A 22,746-nucleotide genomic window follows, 5' to 3' on the forward strand; every position below is an offset into this window, starting at 1 on the left:
GGCGTCGAGTCTAGGACAACGCCCCTGTGGCGCACGGCCGGTTGGCCACGCGCCACAGGGGCGCTTGTCACACCTTCAGGTACTTACGGAGCGCGAAGAGAGCGGCAACGGCAGGCATCAGCAAGCCGATTGCCAGGACCAGGGGCAGCTTGGTGAAGACCGCGTCCCAGCCGATGAAGTCGATCAGATTCAGCTTGCTCTGCAGCGCCAGACCGCCGTCGATCAGGAAGTAGCGGCCGGCCAGCAGCATCACGCAGGCGAGCACACCACCGATGAGACCGGCGAACGCGGCCTCCATGATGAACGGCATCTGGATGTAGAAGCCCGACGCTCCGACGAGCCGCATGATGCCGGTTTCGCGCCGTCTGCTGAACGCGGACACCCGGACGGTGTTCACGATCAGCATCAGGGCGATGACCAGCATCAGCGCCATCACGAAGATCGCGGCCACGTTCATGCCGTTCATCAGCCCGAAGAGGTTGTCCAGGATGGATCTCTGGTCCTGGACGGACTGCACCCCGTCACGGCCGGCGAAGGCGGTGGCGACGACCTTGTACTTCTTCGGGTCGTGGAGCTTGACCCGGAACGACTCCTGCATCTGGTCCGGCGTGATGTTGCTCGCCATGGGCGAGTCGCCGAACTGGTCCTGGTAGTGATTGAACGCCTCGTCGGCCGTCTCGTGCGTGACCGTGTCGACGACATCCAAATTATTGAGGTCGCGCTCGATCTGGTCCCGCTGCTCCTTGGTGACAGCGCCCCTGGCGCACTTGGGAGTCGAGGTCACATCGCTCTTGCTGCAGAGGAAGATCGAGACGTTGACCTTGTCGTACCAGTAGTCCTTCATCGTGCTGACCTGCTCGCGCATGAGCAGCGCGCCGCCGAACAGGGCGAGCGAGAGGGCGACGGAGACGACGACGGCGAAGGTCATCGTGAGGTTGCGACGGAGGCCGACGCCGATCTCCGACAGGACGAACTGGGCGCGCATGGCGTCCTTTCAGTGCTCGATGCTCAGTGCTGGTAGCCGTAGACGCCGCGGGCCTGGTCGCGTACGAGACGGCCCTGCTCCAGCTCGATGACGCGCTTGCGCATCTGGTCGACGATGTTCTGGTCGTGAGTCGCCATGATCACGGTGGTGCCGGTCCGGTTGATCCGGTCCAGCAGCTTCATGATGCCGACGGAGGTCTGCGGGTCGAGGTTGCCGGTCGGCTCGTCCGCGATCAGCAGCATCGGACGGTTCACGAACGCCCGCGCGATCGCCACGCGCTGCTGCTCACCACCGGAGAGCTCACCGGGCATCCGGTCCTCCTTGCCGCCGAGGCCGACCAGGTCGAGAACCTGGGGCACCGCCTTGCGGATCTCACCGCGCGGCTTGCCGATGACCTCCTGCGCGAACGCCACGTTCTCCGCAACGGTCTTGTTGGGGAGAAGCCTGAAGTCCTGGAACACCGTGCCCAGCTGGCGGCGCATGTGCGGCACCTTCCAGTTGGACAGGCGCGCGAGGTCCTTGCCCAGGACGTGGACCGCGCCCTGACTGGCGCGCTCCTCGCGGAGGATGAGTCGCATGAAGGTGGACTTGCCGGAGCCGGATGAGCCCACCAGGAAGACGAACTCGCCCTTCTCGATATCGAGAGACACATCCCGTAGAGCGGGACGGCTCTGCTTCGGGTAGGTCTTGGAGACGTTGTCGAATCGGATCACGGATGCACCACGGTCGGCCGGGAGTAGGTGTGCGTGACCATACGCGAACCGGGCTGACGCGTGCAGGCGCGCGTCCGGGGATGGGTGATTTATGACGGAACGGGACTGGCCGGAAGCGGGGCCGAAGCGCTACGGAACGGGTGATGTCCGGCGGGCCGCGCCGAAATCCGCGCGAGCTGGCACAGTGGTGGGGGGAACAGTTGCGTTTCCATGAGCGTTGTGCGGAGTGAAGGCGTATGCGGCTCCGCCGCGCGGGAGGAGGAAAGCGCATGACCTATGACCGACTGGTGTGCGCAAACTGCGCGGCGCCCGTGAACGAGGGCCGTTGCCCTGTGTGCCGGGCCAGCCGCGCACGGCTACAGCAGGAACAGGAGCAGGGAATGTTCGCGGGGCTGAGCCCTGTGATGCTGGTGGCCCTGCTGGTGGTGCTTCTGGGCGCGCTGGCGCTGCTGGCGCACCAGACCGTGTAGCCGGGCCGTCCGTCCGCCTGCAAGAGCGTGTACGCGTACGCAGAGGGGCCCGGGATGCCGACAGGCGTCCCGGGCCCCTCTGTGCGTATCTTTACCGCAGGCGGCCCTTAGGCGACCGTACGGCCGTTCATCAGGCGCGGCAGGATCCGGAAGCCGATGCCTCCGGCAATCATCGTCGCGGCGCCGACCAGCAGGAACGTGGTCTCGGCGGCACCGGTCTCGGCGAGCTCGTCCTTGCCCTTGCCCTGCTCGACCGGCTGGTTGCCGGCCGAGTCGGGGGTGGTGTTGTCCGCGCAGTTCGCACCGTCGAGGTCGACGGTGCAGGTGCTGGTGTCGCCACCGGTGGTACCGGAGGAGGCGTTACCAGTGGTGGAGCCGGTGTCGCCGCCGGTGTCGCCGCCGGTCACGCCGCCGTGCGAGGTGCCACCCTGGTTGCTCGCGCCACCCTGGTTGCTCGCGCCGCCCTGGTTGCTCGCACCACCCTGGTTGCTGGCACCACCCTGGTTGCTCGCGCCACCCTGGTCGGCACCACCCTGGTTGCTCGCGCCACCCTGGTTGCTCGCGCCACCCTGGTCGGCGCCACCCTGGTTGCTCGCGCCGCCCTGGTCGGCGCCACCCTGGTTGCTCGCGCCGCCCTGGTCGGCACCACCCTGGTTGCTCGCGCCGCCCTGGTCGGCACCACCCTGGTTGCTCGCACCGCCCTGGTCGGCACCACCCTGGTTGCTCGCGCCGCCCTGGTCGGCACCACCCTGGTTGCTCGCGCCACCCTGGTTGCTCGCACCACCCTGGTCGACACCGCCCGGGTCGCCGCCCTCGGTGCCACCCTGAGACTCGCCCGACGGCCCGTTGAGGCCGGCGTCGATCCCCAGACCGCTGTCGTCGACGTGCGCGTTGGCCGACAGCCCGGCAACGTTGACATCGACACCGACGGCCGATGCCACACCGGCAGCGGTGAGCGAGGCGCCCGCGGCGATCACCGCACCTGCGGCTATGCGCGCGACGCGTACTCGCGTCTTCTTGGTCATCTGCTGCTACCCCCAGTAGCTGTTCTCGTCAGTGGAGCAGCCATATGCGGGCCCCGGTTCTGCGGGGTTTGCTCCGAACAGCGCCACATGGAGCCGTGGTCATGCCGCCCGCCCCCGTTCACACCCGTCCCAGACATACGCATGCTGCTCTAGCAGCCTGTCCACAGTTAAGGTCTGCGTCAAGGCCGTTCCACGCAATGTGCACCGCTTTGGTCGCAGTTGACCATCATTCAGAATCGCGACTGTGACGCACTCACCACGGCACCTGCGCAACTCGGAACCTCAACTCCCTTTCGGGTGCCGCCCCGCACCCCTCCCCGACGAAAAAGGCGGTGCCGGAAGCCCCGTGGGGATTCCGGCACCGCCTCAAGAAATCGGGAACAGCAACAGGCCGCTGGGCCCGCCTACTTCTCCCGCTGCTTGCGCCAGCGGATGCCCGCCTCCAGGAACCCGTCGATCTCGCCGTTGAAGACCGCTTCCGGGTTGCCCATCTCGAACTCCGTACGCAGGTCCTTGACCATCTGGTACGGGTGCAGGACATACGACCGCATCTGGTTGCCCCAGGAGTTGCCGCCGTCGCCCTTGAGGGCGTCCATCTTGGCCTGCTCCTCCTGGCGGCGGCGCTCAAGGAGCTTGGCCTGGAGGACGTTCATCGCGGACGCCTTGTTCTGGATCTGCGAGCGCTCGTTCTGACATGAGACGACGATGCCGGTGGGGAGGTGGGTCAGGCGCACCGCGGAGTCCGTGGTGTTGACGCCCTGACCGCCGGGGCCCGACGAGCGGTACACGTCTACGCGCAGCTCGGACTCGTCGATCTCGATGTGGTCGGTCTGCTCGACCACGGGCAGCACCTCGACACCCGCGAAGGACGTCTGGCGGCGGCCCTGGTTGTCGAAGGGCGAGATCCGGACGAGCCGGTGGGTGCCCTGCTCGACGGAGAGCGTGCCGTAGGCGTACGGCACCTGGACGGCGAAGGTGGTCGACTTGATGCCGGCCTCTTCCGCGTACGACGTCTCGTAGACCTCGGTCTTGTAGCCGTGCCGCTCGGCCCAGCGGATGTACATGCGCTGAAGCTTCTCGGCGAAGTCGGCGGCGTCCACGCCACCGGCCTCGGCCCGGATGTTGACCAGGGCCTCACGGGAGTCGTACTCGCCGGAGAGGAGCGTACGGACCTCCATCTCGTCCAGCGCCTTCCTGACGGACGCCAGCTCGGACTCGGCCTCGGCCAGGGCGTCGGCGTCGCCCTCGTCCTGGGCGAGCTCGAAGAGGACCTCGAGATCGTCGATCCGGCCCCGGAGGGCCTCGGTCTTGCGGACCTCGGCCTGGAGGTGCGAAAGCTTGCTGGTGATCTTCTGCGCCGCCTCCGGGTCGTCCCAGAGGGATGGCGCGGCCGCCTGCTCCTCGAGCGCGGCGATGTCCGCCCTCAGCGCATCCAGGTCCAGGACGGCCTCGATCGACCCCATGGTCGAGGAGAGGGACTTCAGCTCTTCGGAAATATCGACGACTGCCACGGGTCCAGCGTAACGGCTGTCGGCGCGGACATTCCTCGGGCCGCATGATCACGACTCCGCGACCGTGTGGGCGCCGCGTCCCCGGGCCGTACGGCGAAGGGGGCCCACGGGGCTCTGCGGCCCCGGAGTCATCAGGAACCGCCTCGCGGGGCCCCGTCGGGATCAGGGTGTTCCAGGCGCCGAGTTCTTCGTGTCCTGCGCAGGTGCGTCCGCGGCGTCGTCGCCCAGCGCCAGCCAGCCGCCCACACCCAGCGCCACCACCAGCACCAGCGCTGCGGCGCCCAGCGTCAGGCGGCGCTTGCGGACGACCGCGGACTTGTTGCGGGCCGATCCCGGGCGGGGCCGGCCCGGGGAGCGCGGGGCCCTGGCCGTGCCCCGGGGGCCGCCGGAGAGTTCGTCGGGGGCCGGGACACGCATGCTCGTGTGGGTGTCCCGGTTGGAATCGGCGGACGAGCCGGGGACCAGGGGGACCGCGCCGCGGCGGCGGGGTTCCTCGGGTGCGGGGGTGTACTGCTGCTCGTCGTACGCCTGGGGTTCCGGTTCGACGTCCGGCTCGTCCACGTCCAGCGGCGGGATGCCGGTCAGCTGCGGGAGCTGCTCGCGCAGCCGGGCCGCGAGCTCGGAGGCACGCAGCCGGGAGGCCGGGGCCTTGGCCAGGCACTGGACCAGGATCTGCCAGAGCTCGTCGGGGATGCCCGGGAGCGGGACGACCGTCTCCGTGACGTGGCGGCGCAGGACCGCGCCGGGGTGTCCGCCGCCGAAGGGTGTGAAGCCGGCGAGGAGTTCGTACAGGACCGTGGCGAGGGCGTAGATGTCGACGGCGGCGCGGGGCGGGAGGCCTTCGACTATCTCGGGGGCCAGATAGTCCGGCGTCCCGATGATCTTGCTGGCCTTGGTGCGGCGCGGGGTGTCGATCAGCTTGGCCACGCCGAAGTCGGTGAGCAGCGCCGGATGCGAGCCGCCGGGGCCGAGCGGGCCCTCCATGTCGAGCAGGATGTTCTCCGGCTTGACGTCACGGTGGACCACTCCGGCGGCGTGCGCGGCAGCCAGGCCGTCGGCGACGTCCGCGATGATCGCGACGGCGGCCTCGGGCGCGAGACGGCGTTCGCGGTCGAGGCGGGTGCGCAGGTCCGTGCCGCGTACCAGGTTCATGACCAGTGCCAGGTCGTTGCCGTCCACCACGAGGTCGCGGACGGCGACGACATGCGGATGGTCCAGGCCGAGCAGGGCGGTGCGCTCCTGGACGAAGCGGCCCACGAGCTCCTGGTCGGACGCGAGGTCCTCGCGGAGCAACTTGATGGCCACCGGGCCCTCGGGCCCGTCGCCGAGCCACACCGTGCCGGCGCTGCCGCGCCCCAGGATCTGGTGGGCGGTGTACCGGCTGCCGATATTCCGTGCCAAAACTGCTCCCTCAGCGGCTGGCGATGGACCGTCGCTCATGACCCCCGGTCGACAAAGTTACGCGTCGATCGGGGTGTTGAGTGCCCGGGATGGCGCCAACCCTCACTTCTGCGGGCGAAATGCGGTGGAAACTTGCCCGCAGAAGTCGATATAGCTACAGAGTTGATGGTGTGTCGGCGGATCAGGAGCCACTGCTGCCGCTGCCACCGCCGCCCAGTTTCGAGACCCAGTCGGTCACGCTGGAGACGGCGTCACTGATCGCCTGCCAGTAGCTCTTGCCCTGGCCGATCCAGTCCTGCAGCGGGGTCAGTTCCCAGATCAGCCAGCTGGCGACGAACAGCAGCACCAGGGTGAACAGACAGCCCTTGAGGCAGCCGAGGCCGGGAATCCTCATCGGGTTGGCGCTGCGCTGCCTCGGCTCGCGGGGCTGCCGCGGGACCGGCTGCTGGGGCGGCGGCTGCTGCGGGGGCGCGTACTGCTGCCGCTGGTACTGCTGTTGGGGCTGGTGCTGGGGTTGCGGCTGGTACTGCTGCTGCCGGGGCTGGGGGTACTGCTGTGGCTGCTGCTGGTACTGCTGATGCTGTGGCGGCTGCTGCCGCCGCTGAGGCTGCTGTTGGGGCTGCTGTTGGGGCTGGGGCCGCTGGGGGCGGCGGCGCAGCGGATCCTGGCTCGGGTCGAGGTACTGGACCTGCGTCTGCTCGTTGCGATCGCGGGCCGCCTGGAGCTGGGACTGCCAGGGGTGCGGCCCCTCAGGCTGCGGAGGGCCGTCCGGATGCGGCGGTACGGGCGGCATGACCGAGGTCGGGTCGGCGTGCCCGCCCGGGCCGGGGGCGTGCTGCATGACGCTGGTCGCGGCGTTCGGATCGTACGAGCCCGCGTTGCTGGGCAGCACCTGCGTCGGGTCGGCCGCACCGGGGGTCTGGGGAACGGCCGCGGGCGCCGGGTCGGGTGCGAGCAGGGCTCCCACGCCGTCGGCCGCCGCGATCTGGGCCGAGCTGGCGTGCACGCCGATGCCGGCCGCGACGGTACGCAGTCCACGGGCCAGGTTCTCGGCGCTGGGCCGCCGGTCGGGGTCCTTGCTCAGGCAGCGCTCTATGACCGTCCACAGCGGGGCCGGGACGGTGGTGGGGCGGCGGGGCTCCTCGCTGAGGTGCCGTTGCAGGACTTCGAGGGCGGTGCCTCCGGAGAACGGCGGGCGCCCGGTGACCAGCTCGTACAGCAGGATGCCCGCGCCGTAGATGTCGACCGCGGACGTCTGCGGCCGGCCCTCGGCGGACTCCGGCGCCACATAGGCGGGCGTGCCGACGAACTCATGGGTGCGGGTCAGCCCCGGGGAGTCGGCCAGGCGCGCGATGCCGAAGTCGGTGAGCATCGGGCGCATCTGGCCGTCGCGCTCGTCGAGCAGGACGTTGGCGGGCTTCAGGTCGCGGTGGACGACGCCGTCGGCGTGGCTGGCGGCGAGCGCGTCCGCGATCTGCGCGGTGAGGAGCGCGGCGGCGACCGGGGTGAGCGGGCCGTTCTCGCGGAGGTAGCGGTGCAGGTCGGGGCCGTCGACGAGGTCCATGACGAGGGCGAGAAGGTCTCCCTCGACGACCAGGTCGCGGGTGCGCACGATGTTCTCGTGGGTGAGCCGGAGCAGCACGGAGCGCTCGCGCAGGAACCGCATCACGACGTCCGCGTCGTTGGCGAGCTCCTCCTTCAGGACCTTGATCGCCACGGTCTCGCCGGGCTGGCCGGCGACGGCCGCCTCGGCGCCTGCGGTCTCCCGCTGGCGGGCACGCCAGACGGTGCCCGTGGCGCCGCGTCCCAGCGGCTCCTCGAGCAGGTACTTGCTGCCTACCGGCCGCACGTCATGCGCTCCCTGCTGATCGTGGTGCTTGCGGTGCTCCCGGGTCCCCCGGGAGTTCCGGCCCACTCTAGTGGGGTGATGGGCGAGGTCGGGCGGGTCCGCCCGGTTGCCGTCGCCGTCCTTGCTTGCCGGGCCCGATCGCCTCCTGAAGGAGGAACCGGCCGGTTGCGGAACAAGACGCTCACACCGGGCGGATGGTTGCCGTACACGCGTGCGACGAACCGGTTCCGGGCACTCTCCCGGATCGGTTGCGCTGCCGCGGAGAACATTCCAAGCAGGCACTTATGTGCGCACAGCCGACCTTTCAAGATCACTTAGCGGTGACCCCCGGGCGTGTTGTCAGTGGCAGGTGCGAGGATGCCTTCAGCACGCACTGTGGGGTAGGGAGCCCTGTGGCACGTGACGAACCTGTACCGGACGACGCGTCCGGGTCGGGTGGGGGGAATCACAGGGCGTTTCCCCTGCCCGGCGCCCCGCGCAGAAGGGACCGCTGACGGCGATGCAGATCCGGCTGACCGTCCTCGCGCCGCGCAGCGGCCAGACCCCGGCGCGCGCCTGCGACGTGCTGGTCACCGCCCCACCGGGGACGGCGCTCGCCACGGTGGCGTCCAATCTGGCCGCGGCCGTCTCCGGGCCCGACGGCTCGCTCGGCAGCGGTGCGGTGGTGCTGTTCGCCGGGCGTGAGCGGCTCGACGCGCAGCGGTGCGCACTCGGTGAGCCCCCGCTGGTCGACGGAGCGGTGCTCTCGCTCCAGGTCCCGGGCGAGGACGAGGCGGTGGACGACGCCGTTCCGGCGCAGCTGCACGTGGTCGCGGGGCCCGACGCGGGCGGGGTCCATCTGCTGCACGGCGGCCGGATCCGGATCGGCCGCTCCGCCGACGCGGACGTCCCGCTCGACGACCCCGATGTGTCCCGGCTGCACTGCACGGTGACGGTCTCCGCGGACGGCCTGGTCTCGGTGGCCGACCTGGGCTCCACCAACGGCACCCTGCTCGACGGTACGGAGGTCCGCGACCGCCCGGTCCGTCTGAAGACCGGCGCGCTGCTGCGGCTGGGCGAATCGACCCTCCGGCTGACCTCGGGCGCGCGTACGCCGACGCTGGCGACGGCCCCGGACGGCGAGGGGCATCTACGGGTGTCCGGTACGGCAGGCGCGGCCGCGGCCGATGGCGGCTTCGCCGAGGAGCACGGCTCCGGCCACGGGTACGCCCCGGCCGCCGCCGGCCCCGGGCCCGCCCCGCAGGAGGGGCCCGGCGACCGTCACACGTACGAGAGCGGCGAAGACGGGTGGGCCGACACCCGCCGCCACTCCCCCTCCGAGCGCTCCCCCCGCTTCCCGGACGACGGGACACCCCGGCGGGGCGGGATAGGCGCCTGGGCGCGCAGGCTCGCGGGCAACAAGGGCGAGCCGGTGCACGAGGCGACGCCCGACGAGACGGGCGCGGCCGAGCTGCCGTTCCCGTCCGACGCCTCCCCCGCGACACCACGGGGATCCGCTGCGGAGAGCGTCTGGCCCGACCCCGCGGCCGTGCTGCTGACCGCGCTCGGACCCGGCCCCCGGCTGTGGGAGCGCGGCACCGCACACCCGGAGGCGCTCGTGGTGCGCCTGGGGACGACGGACCGGGCCGAGCTGCCCGCCGTGCCGGTGACCGTGGGGCTGCGGGAGGCCGGTTCCCTCGGGCTCGCCGGGCCGCGGACCCGGCTGGCCGGACTCGCCCGTTCAGCGGTGGCTCAGCTCGCCGCGCTGCACTCCCCCGCCGATCTGGAGATCGTGCTGATCAGCACGGACCGCGCCCGCAGCGCGGACGAGCGCAGGCGCGAATGGGCCTGGCTCGGCTGGCTGCCCCATCTTCGCCCCATGCACGGCCAGGACTGCCGGCTGCTCCTCGCGTACGACCGGGAGCAGGCCGTCGCCCGTACGACGGAGCTGGTGCGCCGGCTGGACGACGGGCCGCTGGGGCCCGGCTGGGCGAGCCTGGACCGGAGCACCGTCGCGGAGGCCGCCGGGCAGTACGCGGGCCCGTACACCGTGGTGATCGTCGACGGCGACCCCGGCTCGGCGGTGCTGCGCGAGAACACCGCCCGGCTGGCCGCCGCGGGTGCCGCTGCCGGAATCCATCTGATCTGTCTGGCCGAGACCCCGGCCGCCACGCCCACCTCACCGGTCGCGGCGACGTACGAGGCCGCGTGCCACGCCTCGATCGCGTTCCGCGAGTGCGGGGCGGTGGCGATGCTGAGCGGCGATGTGGCCACGGCACTGCGGCTGCTGCGCACGGCGGACGGCCGGGCCGCGGGCCGCGGCACGGTCGCCGCGGTGGACGCGGTGTCGGCGCACTGGGCCGAGCGGTTCGGCCGGGCGCTGGCCCCGCTGCGTACGGAGGGTTCGGCGTCGGCCCACGGCCGGCCCGCGTCGGCCGCGCTCCCGCCGACCGCCCGGCTGCTGGACGAACTGGGCCTGGCGCGTGCCACCCCGGCATCCCTGATGGCCCGCTGGGCCTCCACCGCGGACGACCAGCCCGGCGCCACGGTCCGCGGTTCGGGCCGCTGGACGGGCGGGCCGACGGGCGCCGGTGGCGGTACGGATGCGGCCGACGCGGATGCCCGCGGTTCGGGACGTACGGACTACCCGCACAGTGCGGGCCCTCGCGTGGGTGCCCAGCGCACAGGCGGCGCACCGGGTCCGGACCGCGCGGGCGGGTACGCCCCCGGCTCGGGGCGCACCCCGTACCCCGGCAGCGAGACCACCACCCACATCGGCACCGCGGGCCACGGTCTCGTGCGCGACGACTCCCAGGACACCCGTGGCTCCGGACGCACCCCTTACACCGGCACCTCCCGTGCCGGCGGCGGGCGCCACGACAGTTCACCCGGGGACACCCCGAGCTCCCGCACCGTTCCCGGGTCCGGTACGTGGGGCGGAGGTGATGTCCAAGGGGCCGACAGTCTCCGTTCCGCCGGATCCGGACGGACCTCGAACCGGGTCAGCGGACCGCGCGGCGACACACCGCCGGTCGCGGCGCGAGGCGCCGGGAACGGAGCGGCAGCCACACGTACCGCCGCGGAAGCGAACACAAGCACCGGCCTGTCCGCAGCCTCCCGGGCCGAAGGCACCGCTGCCGTGGCCGCCGGGCGGCCCGTCGTGGTGCTCGGGGCGGGGCCCCGGGGCGCGGTCAGTGTTGACCTGGCGGAGGAGGGCCCCCACCTTCTCATCGAGGGGCCGGCCGGCAGCGGACGTACGGAGCTGCTGCGGGCCGTCGCCGCCTCGCTGGCCGCGGCAGCCCGGCCCGACCGGCTGGGCATACTCCTGGTCGACGGCGCCGGTGGCGAGCGCGGTGAGAGCCTGCGCCCGTGTACCGAACTCCCGCACGCGTTCACCCACCTGGTGGCCTCGGATCCGGTACGGATGCGCGAGTTCGCGCAGGCGCTGGGCGGCGAACTGAAGCGGCGCGCCGAACTGCTCGGCCAGTACGACTTCACCGAGTGGCACCACCGGCACGAAGTGCCGCAGCAGATGGTCGGCCAGCGCCCGCCGAGCGCCGCGGAGCAGCGCGGAGACCTCGACTCCCCGATGAGCGGGACGCTCCGGCTGCGGCCCGCCGCAGCACGGTCCACGGACCCCGGCCCCTCCCCGCTGCCCCGGCTCGTCGTCCTGGTCGACGACTTCGACGCGCTGGTCGCCCCAGCACTCGGCAGCCCCGGCCGCCCCGCCGCGGGGTCGGTCGTACGGGCCCTGGAGGCCGTGGCCAGGGACGGCGGCCAGCTCGGCGTCCACCTGGTCGCGACGTCCGCCCGCCCTGACCGTACGGAGGACACGGACCTGGCCCATGGGGCCCGGCTGCGTATCGTGCTCGACGCACCGGTCGTCCCGCCGTCGCCGGAGGATCCGGCGCCCGGACGTGGCCGGCTGGGGCATCCGGACGGGCGGGTGACACCGTTCCAGGGCGGCAGAGTGACGGGACGCATTCCACGTACGGCGACCCTGCGCCCCACCGTCGTCCCGCTGGAGTGGGAGCGGATGGGCGATCCGCCGGCCCGGCGCCCGGTCCGCGAGCTGGGCAACGGTCCGACGGATCTGGCGCTGCTGGCCAGTGCGCTGGAGCGGGCGGCCAGGTCGGTGAACGCCGAGCCGATAGCCCCGTTCGGGCCCGTCCGCTCCTGAAGCTGCACCGGGCCCGAACAGCAACTGACCTCACGTCACGAGCCCATCACGATCAACGAGTTGACACGAGAAGCGGTATTGCGGCCCCCGTGCACCGGGCGTAGGACTGTGCGCACACAACGATGTGAGAGACGGGGCAGCGATGCGCACAACCCTTGGGATCAGCAGGGCCGCCATGGTGTTCACCGCCATCGGCGCACTGGCTCTGACCGGTTGCGGTGACGACGGCGGCAGCGGAAAAGGAAAGCCGGACAAGAGCTCCGGGGGCGGCAAGGGGAGCTCGTCGAGCGTCCTACTGCCGAAACTGGACGGCGAGAAGCTCTCGGTCGCCGCGGTCTGGACCGGAGCCGAGCAGGCCAACTTCGTCAAGGTCCTCAAGGAGTTCGAGAACCGCACGGGGGCGACGGTCACCTTCGTCCCGGCGCAGGACCCGATCGTCAACTTCCTCGGTACCAAGATCGCGGGAGGCCAGCCGCCGGACGTCGCGATGATCCCGCAGGTCGGCGCGATCCAGCAGGCCGCCCAGAAGAAGTGGGCCAAACCGGTCGGCGCCGAAGCCAAGGCCCAGCTGGCCAAGAACTACTCGAAGGTCTGGCAGGACCTCGGTGCGGTGGACGGTACCCAGTACGGCGTCTACTTCAAGGCCGCCAACAAGTCCCTGATCTGGTACAACGCCAAGGCGTTCGAGAACGCGGGCGCGAGCGAACCGAAGACCTGGAAGGACTTCCTGGCGACGGCCGAGACGGTCTCCGCCTCGGGTGTCACCCCGGTCTCGGTCGGTGGCGCGGACGGCTGGACCCTCACCGACTGGTTCGAGAACATCTATCTCTCCCAGGCGGGCCCGGAGAAGTACGACCAGCTGGCCCAGCACAAGATCAAGTGGACGGACCCGTCCGTCAAGGACGCGCTGACCACGCTCGCGCAGCTCTTCGGCAAGCCGTCGCTGATCGCGGGCGGCGCCGACGGTGCGCTGCAGACGGAGTTCCCGGCCTCGGTCACCCAGACCTTCACCGGCGGCGACCAGCCCAAGGCCGCGATGGTCTTCGAGGGCGACTTCGTGGGTGTCAACATCGCGCAGACGAAGGCGAAGATCGGGACCGACGCCAAGGTGTTCCCGTTCCCGGCGGTCGGCGCCGAGTCCCCCGTCGTGACGGGTGGCGACGCGGCGGTGGCACTGAAGGACGGCAAGGGCGCCCAGGCCCTGCTGACCTGGCTGGGCTCGACCGACGCGGCGAAGATCATGGCCGAGCAGGGCGGTTTCATCTCGCCGAACAAGGCCCTGGACGCCGCCGCATACCCGAACGAGGTGCAGCGCACGATGGCGAAGGCGCTGGTCGCGGCGGGGGACGCCGTCCGGTTCGACATGTCCGACCAGGCCCCGCAGTCGTTCGGCGGGACGCCCGGGAAGGGCGAGTGGAAGATCCTCCAGGACTTCCTGAAGAACCCGAAGGACATTGCGGGGACTCAAGCCGAGCTGGAGTCCGACGCGGCCAAGGCGTACAAGAGCTGACGGGATGACGACAGCCGCAGCGGGGGGCGCCGACGCGGTGCCCCCCGCCGACAAGCATCCGTCCGGACAGTCGTCGGTACCCGCGCCCAGGAAGCCGTCCGATGCCTCGGCCGGCGGCCCGGGACGCAGCCGCAGAAGTGTGACCGGCACCCGTCGTGTCATCGCGGCGCTGTTCCTGGCGCCCGCGCTGGTGCTGCTGGGCGCGCTCGTGGTCTATCCGATCGTGTACTCCGTCTACCGCTCGTTCTTCGACCAGGCGGGTACGGGCTTCGCCGGACTCGACAACTACAAGGCGCTGTTCACGGACGACACCATCCGTACAGCGGTCAAGAACAATGCGATCTGGGTCGTGTTCGCGCCGACGGTATCCACTGTCCTCGGGCTGATCTTCGCGGTGCTGACGGAGCGGATCCGCTGGGGTACGGCGTTCAAGCTGATCGTCTTCATGCCGATGGCGATCTCCATGCTCGCCGCGGGCATCATCTTCCGGCTGGTGTACGACGCGGCCCCGGAGCGCGGGGTCGCCAACGCCGTATGGGTGGGTGTGCACGACACATTCGCCGAGTCGGCGGGCTATCCGAAGGCTCATCCGCTGCCCGTCCACCCGCTCAAGGCGGACGCGGACGGTTCGTTCGTCACCAAGGCGCCGGTACGGGCCGGGCAGCCGGTGCAGCTGCCACTGGTCGGTGTGGCACCGGCGAAGATGCCGACGGACGCGAAGCCCGCGAAGGCCGCGGCGGCGGGGGCCGGGAAGATCACCGGTACCGCGTGGCTGGACTTCACCAGGGGCGGCGGCGGCAGACCCAATGTCATCGACGCCAAGGAGCTGGGGCTCAAGGGCATCGAGGTGGAGGCGGTCAAGGATGGCAAGGTGGTCGCCTCGGCGACGGCGGCCGCGGACGGTACGTTCGCCCTGCCCGCTTCGGCGGACGGCGCCGAACTCCGGCTCCCCGCCTCCAACTTCAAGGAACCGTACAACGGGGTCGAGTGGCTCGGCCCGACCCTGGTCACACCGGGGATCATCGGCTCCTACGTGTGGATGTGGGCCGGGTTCGCGATGGTGCTGATCGCTGCGGGCCTGGCGGGCCTGCCGCGTGAACTCCTGGAAGCGGCCCGGGTGGACGGCGCGAACGAGTGGCAGGTGTTCCGCCGGATCACGGTGCCGATGCTCGCGCCCGTCCTCGCGGTGGTGCTGGTCACATTGATGATCAACGTTCTGAAGATCTTCGACCTGGTCTTCATCATCGCGCCGGGCTCCTCGCAGGACGATGCGAATGTGCTGGCGCTCCAGCTCTACCGCTCCTCGTTCGGCACGGACGCGGACCTCGGGATCGGCAGCGCCATCGCCGTGCTCCTGCTGCTGCTGGTACTCCCGGTGATGTATTTCAACGTCCGCCGGATCCGGAAGGAGGGGCGCCGATGACGAGGGCAACGACCACCACCCCCTGCCGGGGGTCCGGGGGTTGTCCCCCGGGACCGCACAGCAACGTCCGCCGGATCCGGAAGGAGGGGCGCCGATGACGACAGCGTCGAACGCGGCCACGAACACGACAGCCGCGACCGAACCGGTGAAGGCCGAGCAGTCCCTCGGCGCACGCATCGTCGCCCGTGCCGGCGGCGGTGTGATGCGGGTCTTCCTCATCCTGGTGGGCCTGTTCTGGCTGATGCCGACCATCGGGCTGCTGCTGTCCTCGCTGCGCGGTGCGGACGACATCGCGTCGACCGGCTGGTGGAAGGTCTTCACGGCCCCGTCCCAGCTCACCTTCGACAACTACTCCCGGCTGCTGGACAATTCGACCATCACCCACTCCCTCCTCAGCACGGTCATGATCACCGTCCCGGCGACCGTCCTGGTCGTCGTGATCGGTTCATTGGCCGGATACGCCTTCGCCTGGATGGAGTTCCCCGGCCGCGACTGGTGGTTCCTCGTGGTCGTGGGGCTGTTGGTGGTGCCGGTGCAGGTCGCCCTGGTCCCCGTCTCCAAGCTCTTCGGCACGGTCGGGATCTTCGAGACGACCTTCGGTGTGATCATCTTCCACACGGCCTTCGGTCTGCCCTTCGCGATCTTCCTGCTGCGGAACTTCTTCGCGGAGATCCCGAGGGAGCTGCTGGAGGCGGCCCGGCTCGACGGGGCGGGCGAGATCCGGCTCTTCACCCGGGTCGTGATGCCGCTGGGCGGTCCGGCGATCGCCTCGCTCGGAATCTTCCAGTTCCTCTGGGTATGGAACGACATGCTGGTCGCACTGATCTTCGCGGACTCCGACTCCCCGCCGATCACGGTGGCCCTGCAGCAGCAGGTAAGGCAGTTCGGCAACAACATCGACGTGCTGGCACCCGGCGCCTTCGTGTCGATGGTCATTCCACTTGCGGTCTTCTTCGCCTTCCAGCGTCAGTTCGTCTCCGGCGTGATGGCGGGCGCGGTGAAGTAATCGCACAGTCGTACGTCAACACGGGGTGGTCCTGTTCGCCGCAACAGGACCACCCCACCTGCAATTTTGCGGATTTGCCACGTTTTGGCGTAACCCTGTCACTCCATCGGAAGTTTGCGGAGCACCCGCCCGCGCTGCGAACGACCCATGGATGTGTTGTGCCCCGGTTCAGTGTCATCGTGCCCGCGTACCGGGTTCAGGCGTATCTGCACGAGAGCCTGGACTCGGTGCTGACCCAGTCCTTCGAGGACTTCGAGCTCATCGCGGTGGACGACTGCTCACCCGATGCCTGCGGCGCCGTCATCGACGAGTTCGCCGCCCGGGACCACCGGGTGCGGGCCCTGCATCTGCCGGAGAACGTGGGCCTGGGCCGGGCCCGTAACGCCGGGATCGCACAGGCCACCGGCGACTATCTGATCTTCCTGGACAGCGACGACACCCTCGCCCCCGGCGCCCTGCGGGCCGTCGCCGACCGGATCGAGGAGACCGGGGAACCGGACGTCCTGGTATACGACTACGCCCGTACGTACTGGACGGGCGAGAGCGTTCGCAACACCTTCGCCGAACACCTCGCCGAGACCGGCCCCGCCACCTTCACGCTCGCCGACCGGCCCGGGCTGCTGAAGGTCCTGATGGTCGTCTGGAACAAGGCATACCGCCGGGCGTTCGTCGAGGCCGAGGGGTTCGCCTTCCCGCCCGGCTACTACGAGGACACGCCCTGGACATACCCAGTGCTGCTGGCCGCCCGCTCGATCGCGGTCCTCGACCAGGTGTGCGTCGGCTACCGGCAGCGGCGCCAGGGCAACATCCTGGCCACCACCAGCCGCAAGCACTTCGACATCTTCGGACAGTACGACCGGGTCTTCGCGTTCATCGACGCCCGCCCCGAACTCGCGCCCTGGCGGCCGCTGATCTTCCGCAGGATGCTCGACCACTTCTGCACCCTGTTCACCACTCCCGGTCGGCTACCGCGCGGCAGCCGCGCCGAATTCTTCCGCAGCGCCCGCGCCCATTGCGGCCGATACCGCGCCCCGGGCGCCCCCGCCCCGCGCCGCGCCCGGCTGCGCCACGGCCTGATCCGGCTGGGCGCGCACCGCACGTACCGTGCGCTGTGGACCGCGCAGTTGCTGCACGGCCGGCTGCGGAAGGTCACCACGGCCGTCCGCCGGGTGCTGCGGGCCGCCGCGCTCCAGGCGTACTACCGCATCCAGCTGCGGCTGCCCGTCCAGGCGGACCGGGCGGTGTTCGCGGCATACTGGCACCGCGGCTACGCCTGCAATCCGGCGGCGATCGAGGCGAAGGCCCGCGAACTGGTCCCCGGCCTGCGGACCGCCTGGATCTGCCGCCCCGAGGACACGCACACCGTGCCCACCACAACTCAGCGGATCACCCCCGGAACGTACGGCTACTGGCGGGCGCTGGCCCGCTCCGGGTATCTGGTGAACAACGTCAACTTCGACCGGCGGCTGGTCAAGCGGCGCGGCCAGGTGCTGCTCCAGACGCACCACGGCACTCCGCTCAAGACCATGGGCCTCGACCTCCAGGACCGGCCGGCGGCCGCCCGCGGGATGGACTTCGGCCGGCTGCTCGCCAATGTCGACAAGTGGGACTACTCCCTCTCCGCGAACCAGCACTCCACCCTCGTCTGGGAGAAGGCCTACCCGTCGGCCTCCGCGAGCTGCGCGACGCTGGAGTACGGCTATCCGCGCAATGACATCTACCAACGGGCCACCGCCGACGACGTCGCGCGGCTGCGCGAGTCGATCGGCGTCCCCGAGGGCACCCTGGCCCTGCTGTACGCGCCCACGCACCGCGACTACCGGCGCGACCAGCACATCGCGCTCGACCTGGCACGCGTGCTGCGGGTCCTCGGTCCTGACTTCGTGATCCTGAGCCGCGCCCACTACTCGTACGGGGCTCCGCCGGTCCGTGAACCGCACCCGCGGATCATCGACGTCAGCGGCCACCCCTGCGTCGAGGCGCTCGCGCTCGCCTCGGACGCGCTGATCACGGACTACTCGTCGCTGATGTTCGACTACGCCAATCTGGACCGGCCCGTCGTCGTCCACTGCGACGACCGCGAGGCGTACGAAGCGGCCCGCGGCACCTACTTCGACCTGCACTCCTGCCCGCCCGGCGCGATCGCGCACAGCGAGGACGAGCTGCTCGACGTCTTCGCGACCGGCCACTGGTGCGGCGCCCGCTCCGCCCAGCTGCGCGCGGCGTTCCGGGAGCGCTTCTGTCCGTACGACGACGGGCACGCGGCGGAGCGGGTGGTGCGCCGGGTCTTCCTGGGCGACACCTCGGCGCAGCCGCCCGTGATTCCTCCGGCACTGCGGCGGCCCGCACCGGCGGCGGGCAACCCGGCGCAGGTCCCGGTCTCCGCACCGGCCACGGTCCCGGCGGACCGGCAGGCATCCGCGGGCCTCGGTCTCGCCGGGGCACAGCCCACCAACCAACCCTGAGCGCACCCCTCTCCCGTAGACCCGAGTCCGAGAAAGAGCCTGTATGCCCCGGCTGAGTGTCATCATCCCCGTCCGCCGCGCCCGAGGGCAGTTGCGCGAGTGCCTGGAGTCGGTGCTCACGCAGTCGTTCACGGACATCGAGGTGATCGGGGTCGTCGACGGTTCGCCGGACGGCTCGGGGCTGCTGTTCGACGAGTTCGCCGCGCGCGACGACCGGGTGCAGGCCATCCATCTGCCGCCGGGGGCCGGGCCGGACGGGCGGCGCAACGCCGGGGCCGAGCGGGCGGTCGGGGACTATCTCCTCTTCCTGGAGGGCAACTTCGTCCATCTGCCGGGCGCCCTGCAGGCCGTCGCCGACCGACTGGACGCCGCCGGTGACCCCGAACTGCTGTTGTTCGGCCATCACAGGCGTCCGTTCCGGGGCGGTCCCCGCCCGACCCGGTCGCTGGAGCTGCTCGGCGAACTGCCCGAGGGCCGGCTCACCCTGCTCGAACACCCCGTGCTCCTGGACATCGCACCGGTCTCCTGGAACCGCGCCGTGCGCCGCACCCTCCACGAGGGCGAGAAGCTGTCCTTCGGACCGGGGCAGCACGGGGAGCGGATGTACGCACTGCAGACCCTCGCCGCGGCCGAGTCCGTCGCCGTACTCCCCACCGCCTGCGTCGAGCACCGCAGCCGGCGTCACCTGCCCGTTGCGGCCGACGGGACGGAACCGGCGGACGGCTCGGCACCGCACCAGCTCGTCGACGCGTACGCCGGTCTGATGGAGTTCGTACGGGACCGGCCGCTCCTGCGTCCCGTACGGACCCTGCTCTTCGAACGGGCGGCCTGGGAACTCCTTTCCGGATACCCGTCGGTGACCCGGCGGCGCAGGCGCTACGTACGGTCCGTGGCGGCGTTCCACCGTGCGTACCGGCCGGAGGAGCACCGCTTCCCGGGCGGCGCCCAGGGACTGCGGCCGAAGCTGATGGGTGGTGGACGGTACGTCCTGCTCGGCGCCCTCGACACGGTCCTGGCCCTGCGCCGTAGTCTGCGGGCGGTTCCCTGCGCGGTCCGGGCGCGGGCCAGGCGCACCCTGTCCGCGCGCTACTACTGGTGGCAGCGGAGGCTTCCGCTGGACCCCGGGCTCGCCGTCTACGCCGCGTACTGGAACCGCGGGGTGAGCTGCAATCCGGAGGCCGTCTTCCGCAAGGCCCAGGAGCTGGCCCCGCAGGTGCGCGGCGTGTGGGTGGTGTCGAAGAACCAGGTGGACACGGTGCCCGCGGGCATCGACCACGTGGTGCCGGGAACCCGCCGCTACTGGCAGTTGCTGGCCCGGGCCACGTACTTCTTCAACAACGTCAACTTTCCCGACCACCTGGTCAAGCGCCCCGGCCAGATCCATGTGATGACCCATCACGGCACCCCGCTGAAGATCATGGGGCTCGACCAGCAGGACTATCCGGCGGCGGCCCAGGGGCTGAACTTCGACCGGCTGCTCCAGCGCGTCGACCGGTGGGACTGGAGCGTCTCCGCCAACCCGCACTCCACCGAGGTGTGGGCACGCGCCTATCCGGGCGCCGCACGGTCCCTCGAGTCGGGCTATCCGCGCAATGACGTCTTCGCGACGGCGACGGCCGAGCGGATCGCGGAGATCCGCGAGGGGCTCGGCATCCGGCCCGGCCGGCGCTCCATCCTGTACGCGCCGACGCATCGCGACTACGAGGCGGCGTTCACCAGCCGGCTCGATCTGGTCCGCCTCTGCGAGGCGCTCGGCCCGGACACCGTGGTGATGGTCCGCACCCACTACTTCTACGAGGGTGCCGGGCTGCCGGAGCATCCTTCGCTCGTCGATGTCTGCGATCACCCGCGGATCGATGAGCTGTGCCTGGCGGCGGACGCCCTGGTGACGGACTACTCGTCGGTGATGTTCGACTACGCCCATCTGGACCGCCCGATCGTGGTGCACGCCCCCGACTGGGAGACGTACCGCACGGTCCGGGGAGTCTGCTTCGATCTGCTGTCCGGGAAGCCCGGCGACACCCCGGGGGCGGTTTCCACCGATACCGACGAGCTGGCCCGGATCTTCCTCGACGGTAGCTGGCGGAGCCCGGCCAACGAGGCGCTGCGGGCCGCGTTCCGGGCACGGTTCTGTCCGTACGACGACGGGCGCGCCGCGGAGCGGGTGGTGCGGAGGGTGTTGCTGGGGGAGCGTGCGGTGCCGGGCCCGTCCGGCGGCGTGTCCTCGAACGCCGGACGGGCTTGAATCCGCTCAGCGTTGCTGGCCCGCCATCACCGTGAAGAGGCCGACGACCACGAGCAGCGAGCCTCCCCAGGTCCACATCGACGTCCGCTCGTGCAGCACGGTCGCCCCGGCCAGCACGATCAGCAGATACCCGAGGGCGTTGAACGGATAGGCGATGGACAGCGGCACCTTGGCCAGGGTGGTCATCCAGGCGATGGCGGACACCGCGAAGACCACCAGGCCGAGGACGACCCAGGGGCTGGTCGCGGCCCGCACGGCGAGGGACCCGCCGCCCTGCGCGGCAGCGGCCGCGGCGCCCTTCATCCCGTGCTTGAGCATGATCTGGCCGCCCGCCGACGAGAACACGGCGAACAGCAGCAGCATCAGACTGGGGAGGGTCAAGACCTTGCTCCTGACTGCGGCGACCGGGGTTTCGGACGTCGGGGCGGGGGTGGGACGGGGGACGGCGGCCTCAGACGCCGACCCGGTCGGCCGAGGCGTGCTGTCGGTTGAGGATGTCCTGTACATCGACGTGCTCTCCAGCGATGATCGTCTCGGCCGCATGCGGGGTGAGCAGTGCGACGTGCTGATAGCCGAACAGCGTCGGCCGGATCCGGGTGAGCAGCTTCGACACCCCTCCGAGGACCGCGGGGAGCGGTCCGCCTCCGAGCAACGCCCAGAACGGGGCTCCGGTGGAGGCGATGTGGAGGACGTCGTAGCCCGCGTTCCTGACCGTGCGGCGCAGGCTGGCCCGGGTGAAGAAGCGCAGATGCGTTTCGTCGAGGATGCCGCGCCGGTCGTAGTCGAAGACGCCGAGCGCGACCCGCAGCCGTGAGTACCAGTGACTGAAGTTCGGTACGGAGAGCAGCACATGGCCGCCGGGCCGCAGCACGGTGGCGACCTCGGCGAGCACGCGCTCGGGGCGGGAGAGATGCTCGATGACATCGCCGGCGACGACGTAGTCGTAGTCGGTGCCGATCTCCGCGGGCAGCCCCTCCTCCAGGTCGGCGAGGTGGAAGTAGGTGCATTTCTCGCGTACGCCGGGGACCTCGACGTAGTCCACGCCCGTCACTTCGTGGCCGAGGGCTTCGAGGCGCTGCGCGAACAGGCCCCCGGAGCAGCCGAGATCGAGTACCCGGCCGGGCGGGAGGCTGCGCATCTTCTCCAGGATGACGGCGTGCGAGGAACCGTCGCCCTCCTTGAAGGCGTACTCGACGGGCTTGGGGATCCAGGCGCAGGTGCCGAATCCCTTGACGGCGAGCCGGTATTCGAGGACGTCCTTGACGACGTCCTTCGCGTACTTCATGCCGTTGACGTAGCAGATCTCGTCGCCGTAGTAGGTGGGGACGGGGATCTCCTTGATCCGCATTCCTTCGTTGAGCAGCTGGACGATGATCTGGGTGTCGAAGTCGAACGCGTCGGTGTTCCGGTGGATCGGCAGCCTCTTGAGTGCCGCGACGCTGTAGGCGCGGTACCCGGAGTGGAATTCGGTGAGCTGCGAGCCGAGAAGGGCGTTCTCCAGACGGGTGAGAATGCGGTTGCCGAGCCATTTGTACATCGGCATGCCGCCCTTGAGAGCGGATCCGGATTTCATCATCCGCGAGCCGAACACGGCATCGCATTCGCCGCGTTCGATCGGTGCGACCATGTCGGGCAGAAATTCGGGGGCGTACTGTCCGTCGCCGTGCAGCAGCACGATGATGTCGAGTCCGTGTTCGGCGGCCAGCGCGTATCCGGCCTTCTGGTTTCCGCCGTATCCGAGATTCTTGGTGTGCCGCATCACCACGGTCCGCGGCAGCCCCTCCGTCTGCGACCAGCGGCAGCCTGCGGTGAAGGTCGCGTCATGGCTCGCGTCGTCGAGAATCAGGACCTCGGCGACCTTGGACCGGAAGTCTTCCGGAATGCGGTCGAGGGTCCTCTCCAGCGTCGTCTCGGCGTTGTACGCGACCACCAGGATGCCGATCCTGGGGCTCGGGCTTTCCTTCACAGGGCGTTCTCCAGTTGT

General features: G+C 70.5%; 15 protein-coding genes. 7 read left to right on the forward strand and 8 right to left on the reverse strand.

Features of this window, described 5'->3' with window-relative positions:
- Positions 1-67 precede the first annotated feature (67 nt).
- Together ftsX and ftsE are read right to left on the reverse strand one after the other, a co-directional pair.
- The gene (ftsX, locus tag IEZ15_RS23280; RefSeq protein WP_114244811.1) at positions 68-985 is read right to left on the reverse strand and encodes a permease-like cell division protein FtsX; all 918 of its coding nucleotides are present in this window, start codon (positions 983-985) and stop codon (positions 68-70) included.
- A 23-nt stretch (positions 986-1,008) separates the two neighbouring features.
- Entirely contained in the window at positions 1,009-1,698 is a 690-nt protein-coding gene (gene ftsE / locus IEZ15_RS23285; RefSeq protein WP_072484165.1) for a cell division ATP-binding protein FtsE, read from the reverse strand.
- Positions 1,699-1,967: 269 nt separating this feature from the next.
- On the opposite strand from ftsE, the gene IEZ15_RS23290 reads away from it, so the two are divergent.
- On the forward strand, positions 1,968-2,168 hold the full coding sequence (locus IEZ15_RS23290) for a hypothetical protein (RefSeq protein ID WP_114244812.1): 201 nt from the start codon (positions 1,968-1,970) through the stop codon (positions 2,166-2,168).
- Positions 2,169-2,275: 107 nt separating this feature from the next.
- Here IEZ15_RS23290 and IEZ15_RS23295 read toward each other — a convergent pair whose 3' ends face one another.
- The 4 genes from IEZ15_RS23295 to IEZ15_RS23310 all read right to left on the reverse strand — a co-directional run bounded on the left by IEZ15_RS23295 (position 2,276) and on the right by IEZ15_RS23310 (position 7,954).
- Positions 2,276-3,193, reverse strand: coding sequence for an LPXTG cell wall anchor domain-containing protein (locus IEZ15_RS23295; RefSeq protein ID WP_189279198.1), 918 nt, complete (start codon positions 3,191-3,193; stop codon positions 2,276-2,278).
- A 404-nt stretch (positions 3,194-3,597) separates the two neighbouring features.
- Positions 3,598-4,704, reverse strand: a complete 1,107-nt coding sequence (prfB, locus tag IEZ15_RS23300) for a peptide chain release factor 2 (RefSeq protein ID WP_189279199.1) — start codon at positions 4,702-4,704, stop codon at positions 3,598-3,600.
- Positions 4,705-4,866: 162 nt separating this feature from the next.
- Positions 4,867-6,105 (reverse strand): serine/threonine-protein kinase, encoded by a 1,239-nt coding sequence (locus IEZ15_RS23305; protein WP_114244815.1) that lies wholly within the window; start codon positions 6,103-6,105, stop codon positions 4,867-4,869.
- 181 nt (positions 6,106-6,286) lie between these two features.
- Entirely contained in the window at positions 6,287-7,954 is a 1,668-nt protein-coding gene (locus IEZ15_RS23310) for a serine/threonine-protein kinase (protein WP_114244816.1), read from the reverse strand.
- A gap of 499 nt (positions 7,955-8,453) precedes the next feature.
- On the opposite strand from IEZ15_RS23310, the gene IEZ15_RS23315 reads away from it, so the two are divergent.
- The 6 genes from IEZ15_RS23315 (at position 8,454) to IEZ15_RS23340 (ending at position 20,762) form a co-directional block, all read left to right on the forward strand.
- Entirely contained in the window at positions 8,454-12,113 is a 3,660-nt protein-coding gene (locus IEZ15_RS23315; protein ID WP_189279200.1) for an FHA domain-containing protein, read from the forward strand.
- Between the two features lie 142 nt (positions 12,114-12,255).
- Positions 12,256-13,623, forward strand: a complete 1,368-nt coding sequence (locus tag IEZ15_RS23320) for an ABC transporter substrate-binding protein (RefSeq protein ID WP_189279201.1) — start codon at positions 12,256-12,258, stop codon at positions 13,621-13,623.
- A 4-nt stretch (positions 13,624-13,627) separates the two neighbouring features.
- A complete protein-coding gene (locus IEZ15_RS23325) occupies positions 13,628-15,046 on the forward strand; it encodes a carbohydrate ABC transporter permease (protein ID WP_189279202.1) in 1,419 nt (472 codons plus the stop codon).
- Between the two features lie 94 nt (positions 15,047-15,140).
- Positions 15,141-16,052, forward strand: a complete 912-nt coding sequence (locus tag IEZ15_RS23330) for a carbohydrate ABC transporter permease (protein ID WP_229846056.1) — start codon at positions 15,141-15,143, stop codon at positions 16,050-16,052.
- Between the two features lie 158 nt (positions 16,053-16,210).
- Positions 16,211-18,517: a bifunctional glycosyltransferase/CDP-glycerol:glycerophosphate glycerophosphotransferase gene (locus tag IEZ15_RS23335; RefSeq protein ID WP_189279203.1), complete on the forward strand. Its 2,307-nt coding sequence runs from the start codon at positions 16,211-16,213 to the stop codon at positions 18,515-18,517.
- A gap of 43 nt (positions 18,518-18,560) precedes the next feature.
- A complete protein-coding gene (locus IEZ15_RS23340) occupies positions 18,561-20,762 on the forward strand; it encodes a bifunctional glycosyltransferase/CDP-glycerol:glycerophosphate glycerophosphotransferase (protein WP_189279204.1) in 2,202 nt (733 codons plus the stop codon).
- A gap of 6 nt (positions 20,763-20,768) precedes the next feature.
- On the opposite strand, the gene IEZ15_RS23345 is transcribed toward IEZ15_RS23340, so the two are convergent.
- Both IEZ15_RS23345 and IEZ15_RS23350 read right to left on the reverse strand, forming a co-directional pair.
- Positions 20,769-21,143: a DMT family transporter gene (locus tag IEZ15_RS23345; RefSeq protein ID WP_229846057.1), complete on the reverse strand. Its 375-nt coding sequence runs from the start codon at positions 21,141-21,143 to the stop codon at positions 20,769-20,771.
- A gap of 70 nt (positions 21,144-21,213) precedes the next feature.
- Positions 21,214-22,728 carry a bifunctional glycosyltransferase/class I SAM-dependent methyltransferase gene (locus IEZ15_RS23350; protein WP_189279205.1) on the reverse strand — a complete coding sequence of 505 codons (1,515 nt, stop codon included), beginning with the start codon at positions 22,726-22,728 and terminating at the stop codon, positions 21,214-21,216.
- Positions 22,729-22,746 lie beyond the last annotated feature (18 nt).

This window comes from Streptomyces atratus (genome assembly GCF_014648655.1).
GTDB lineage: Bacteria > Actinomycetota > Actinomycetes > Streptomycetales > Streptomycetaceae > Streptomyces > Streptomyces atratus.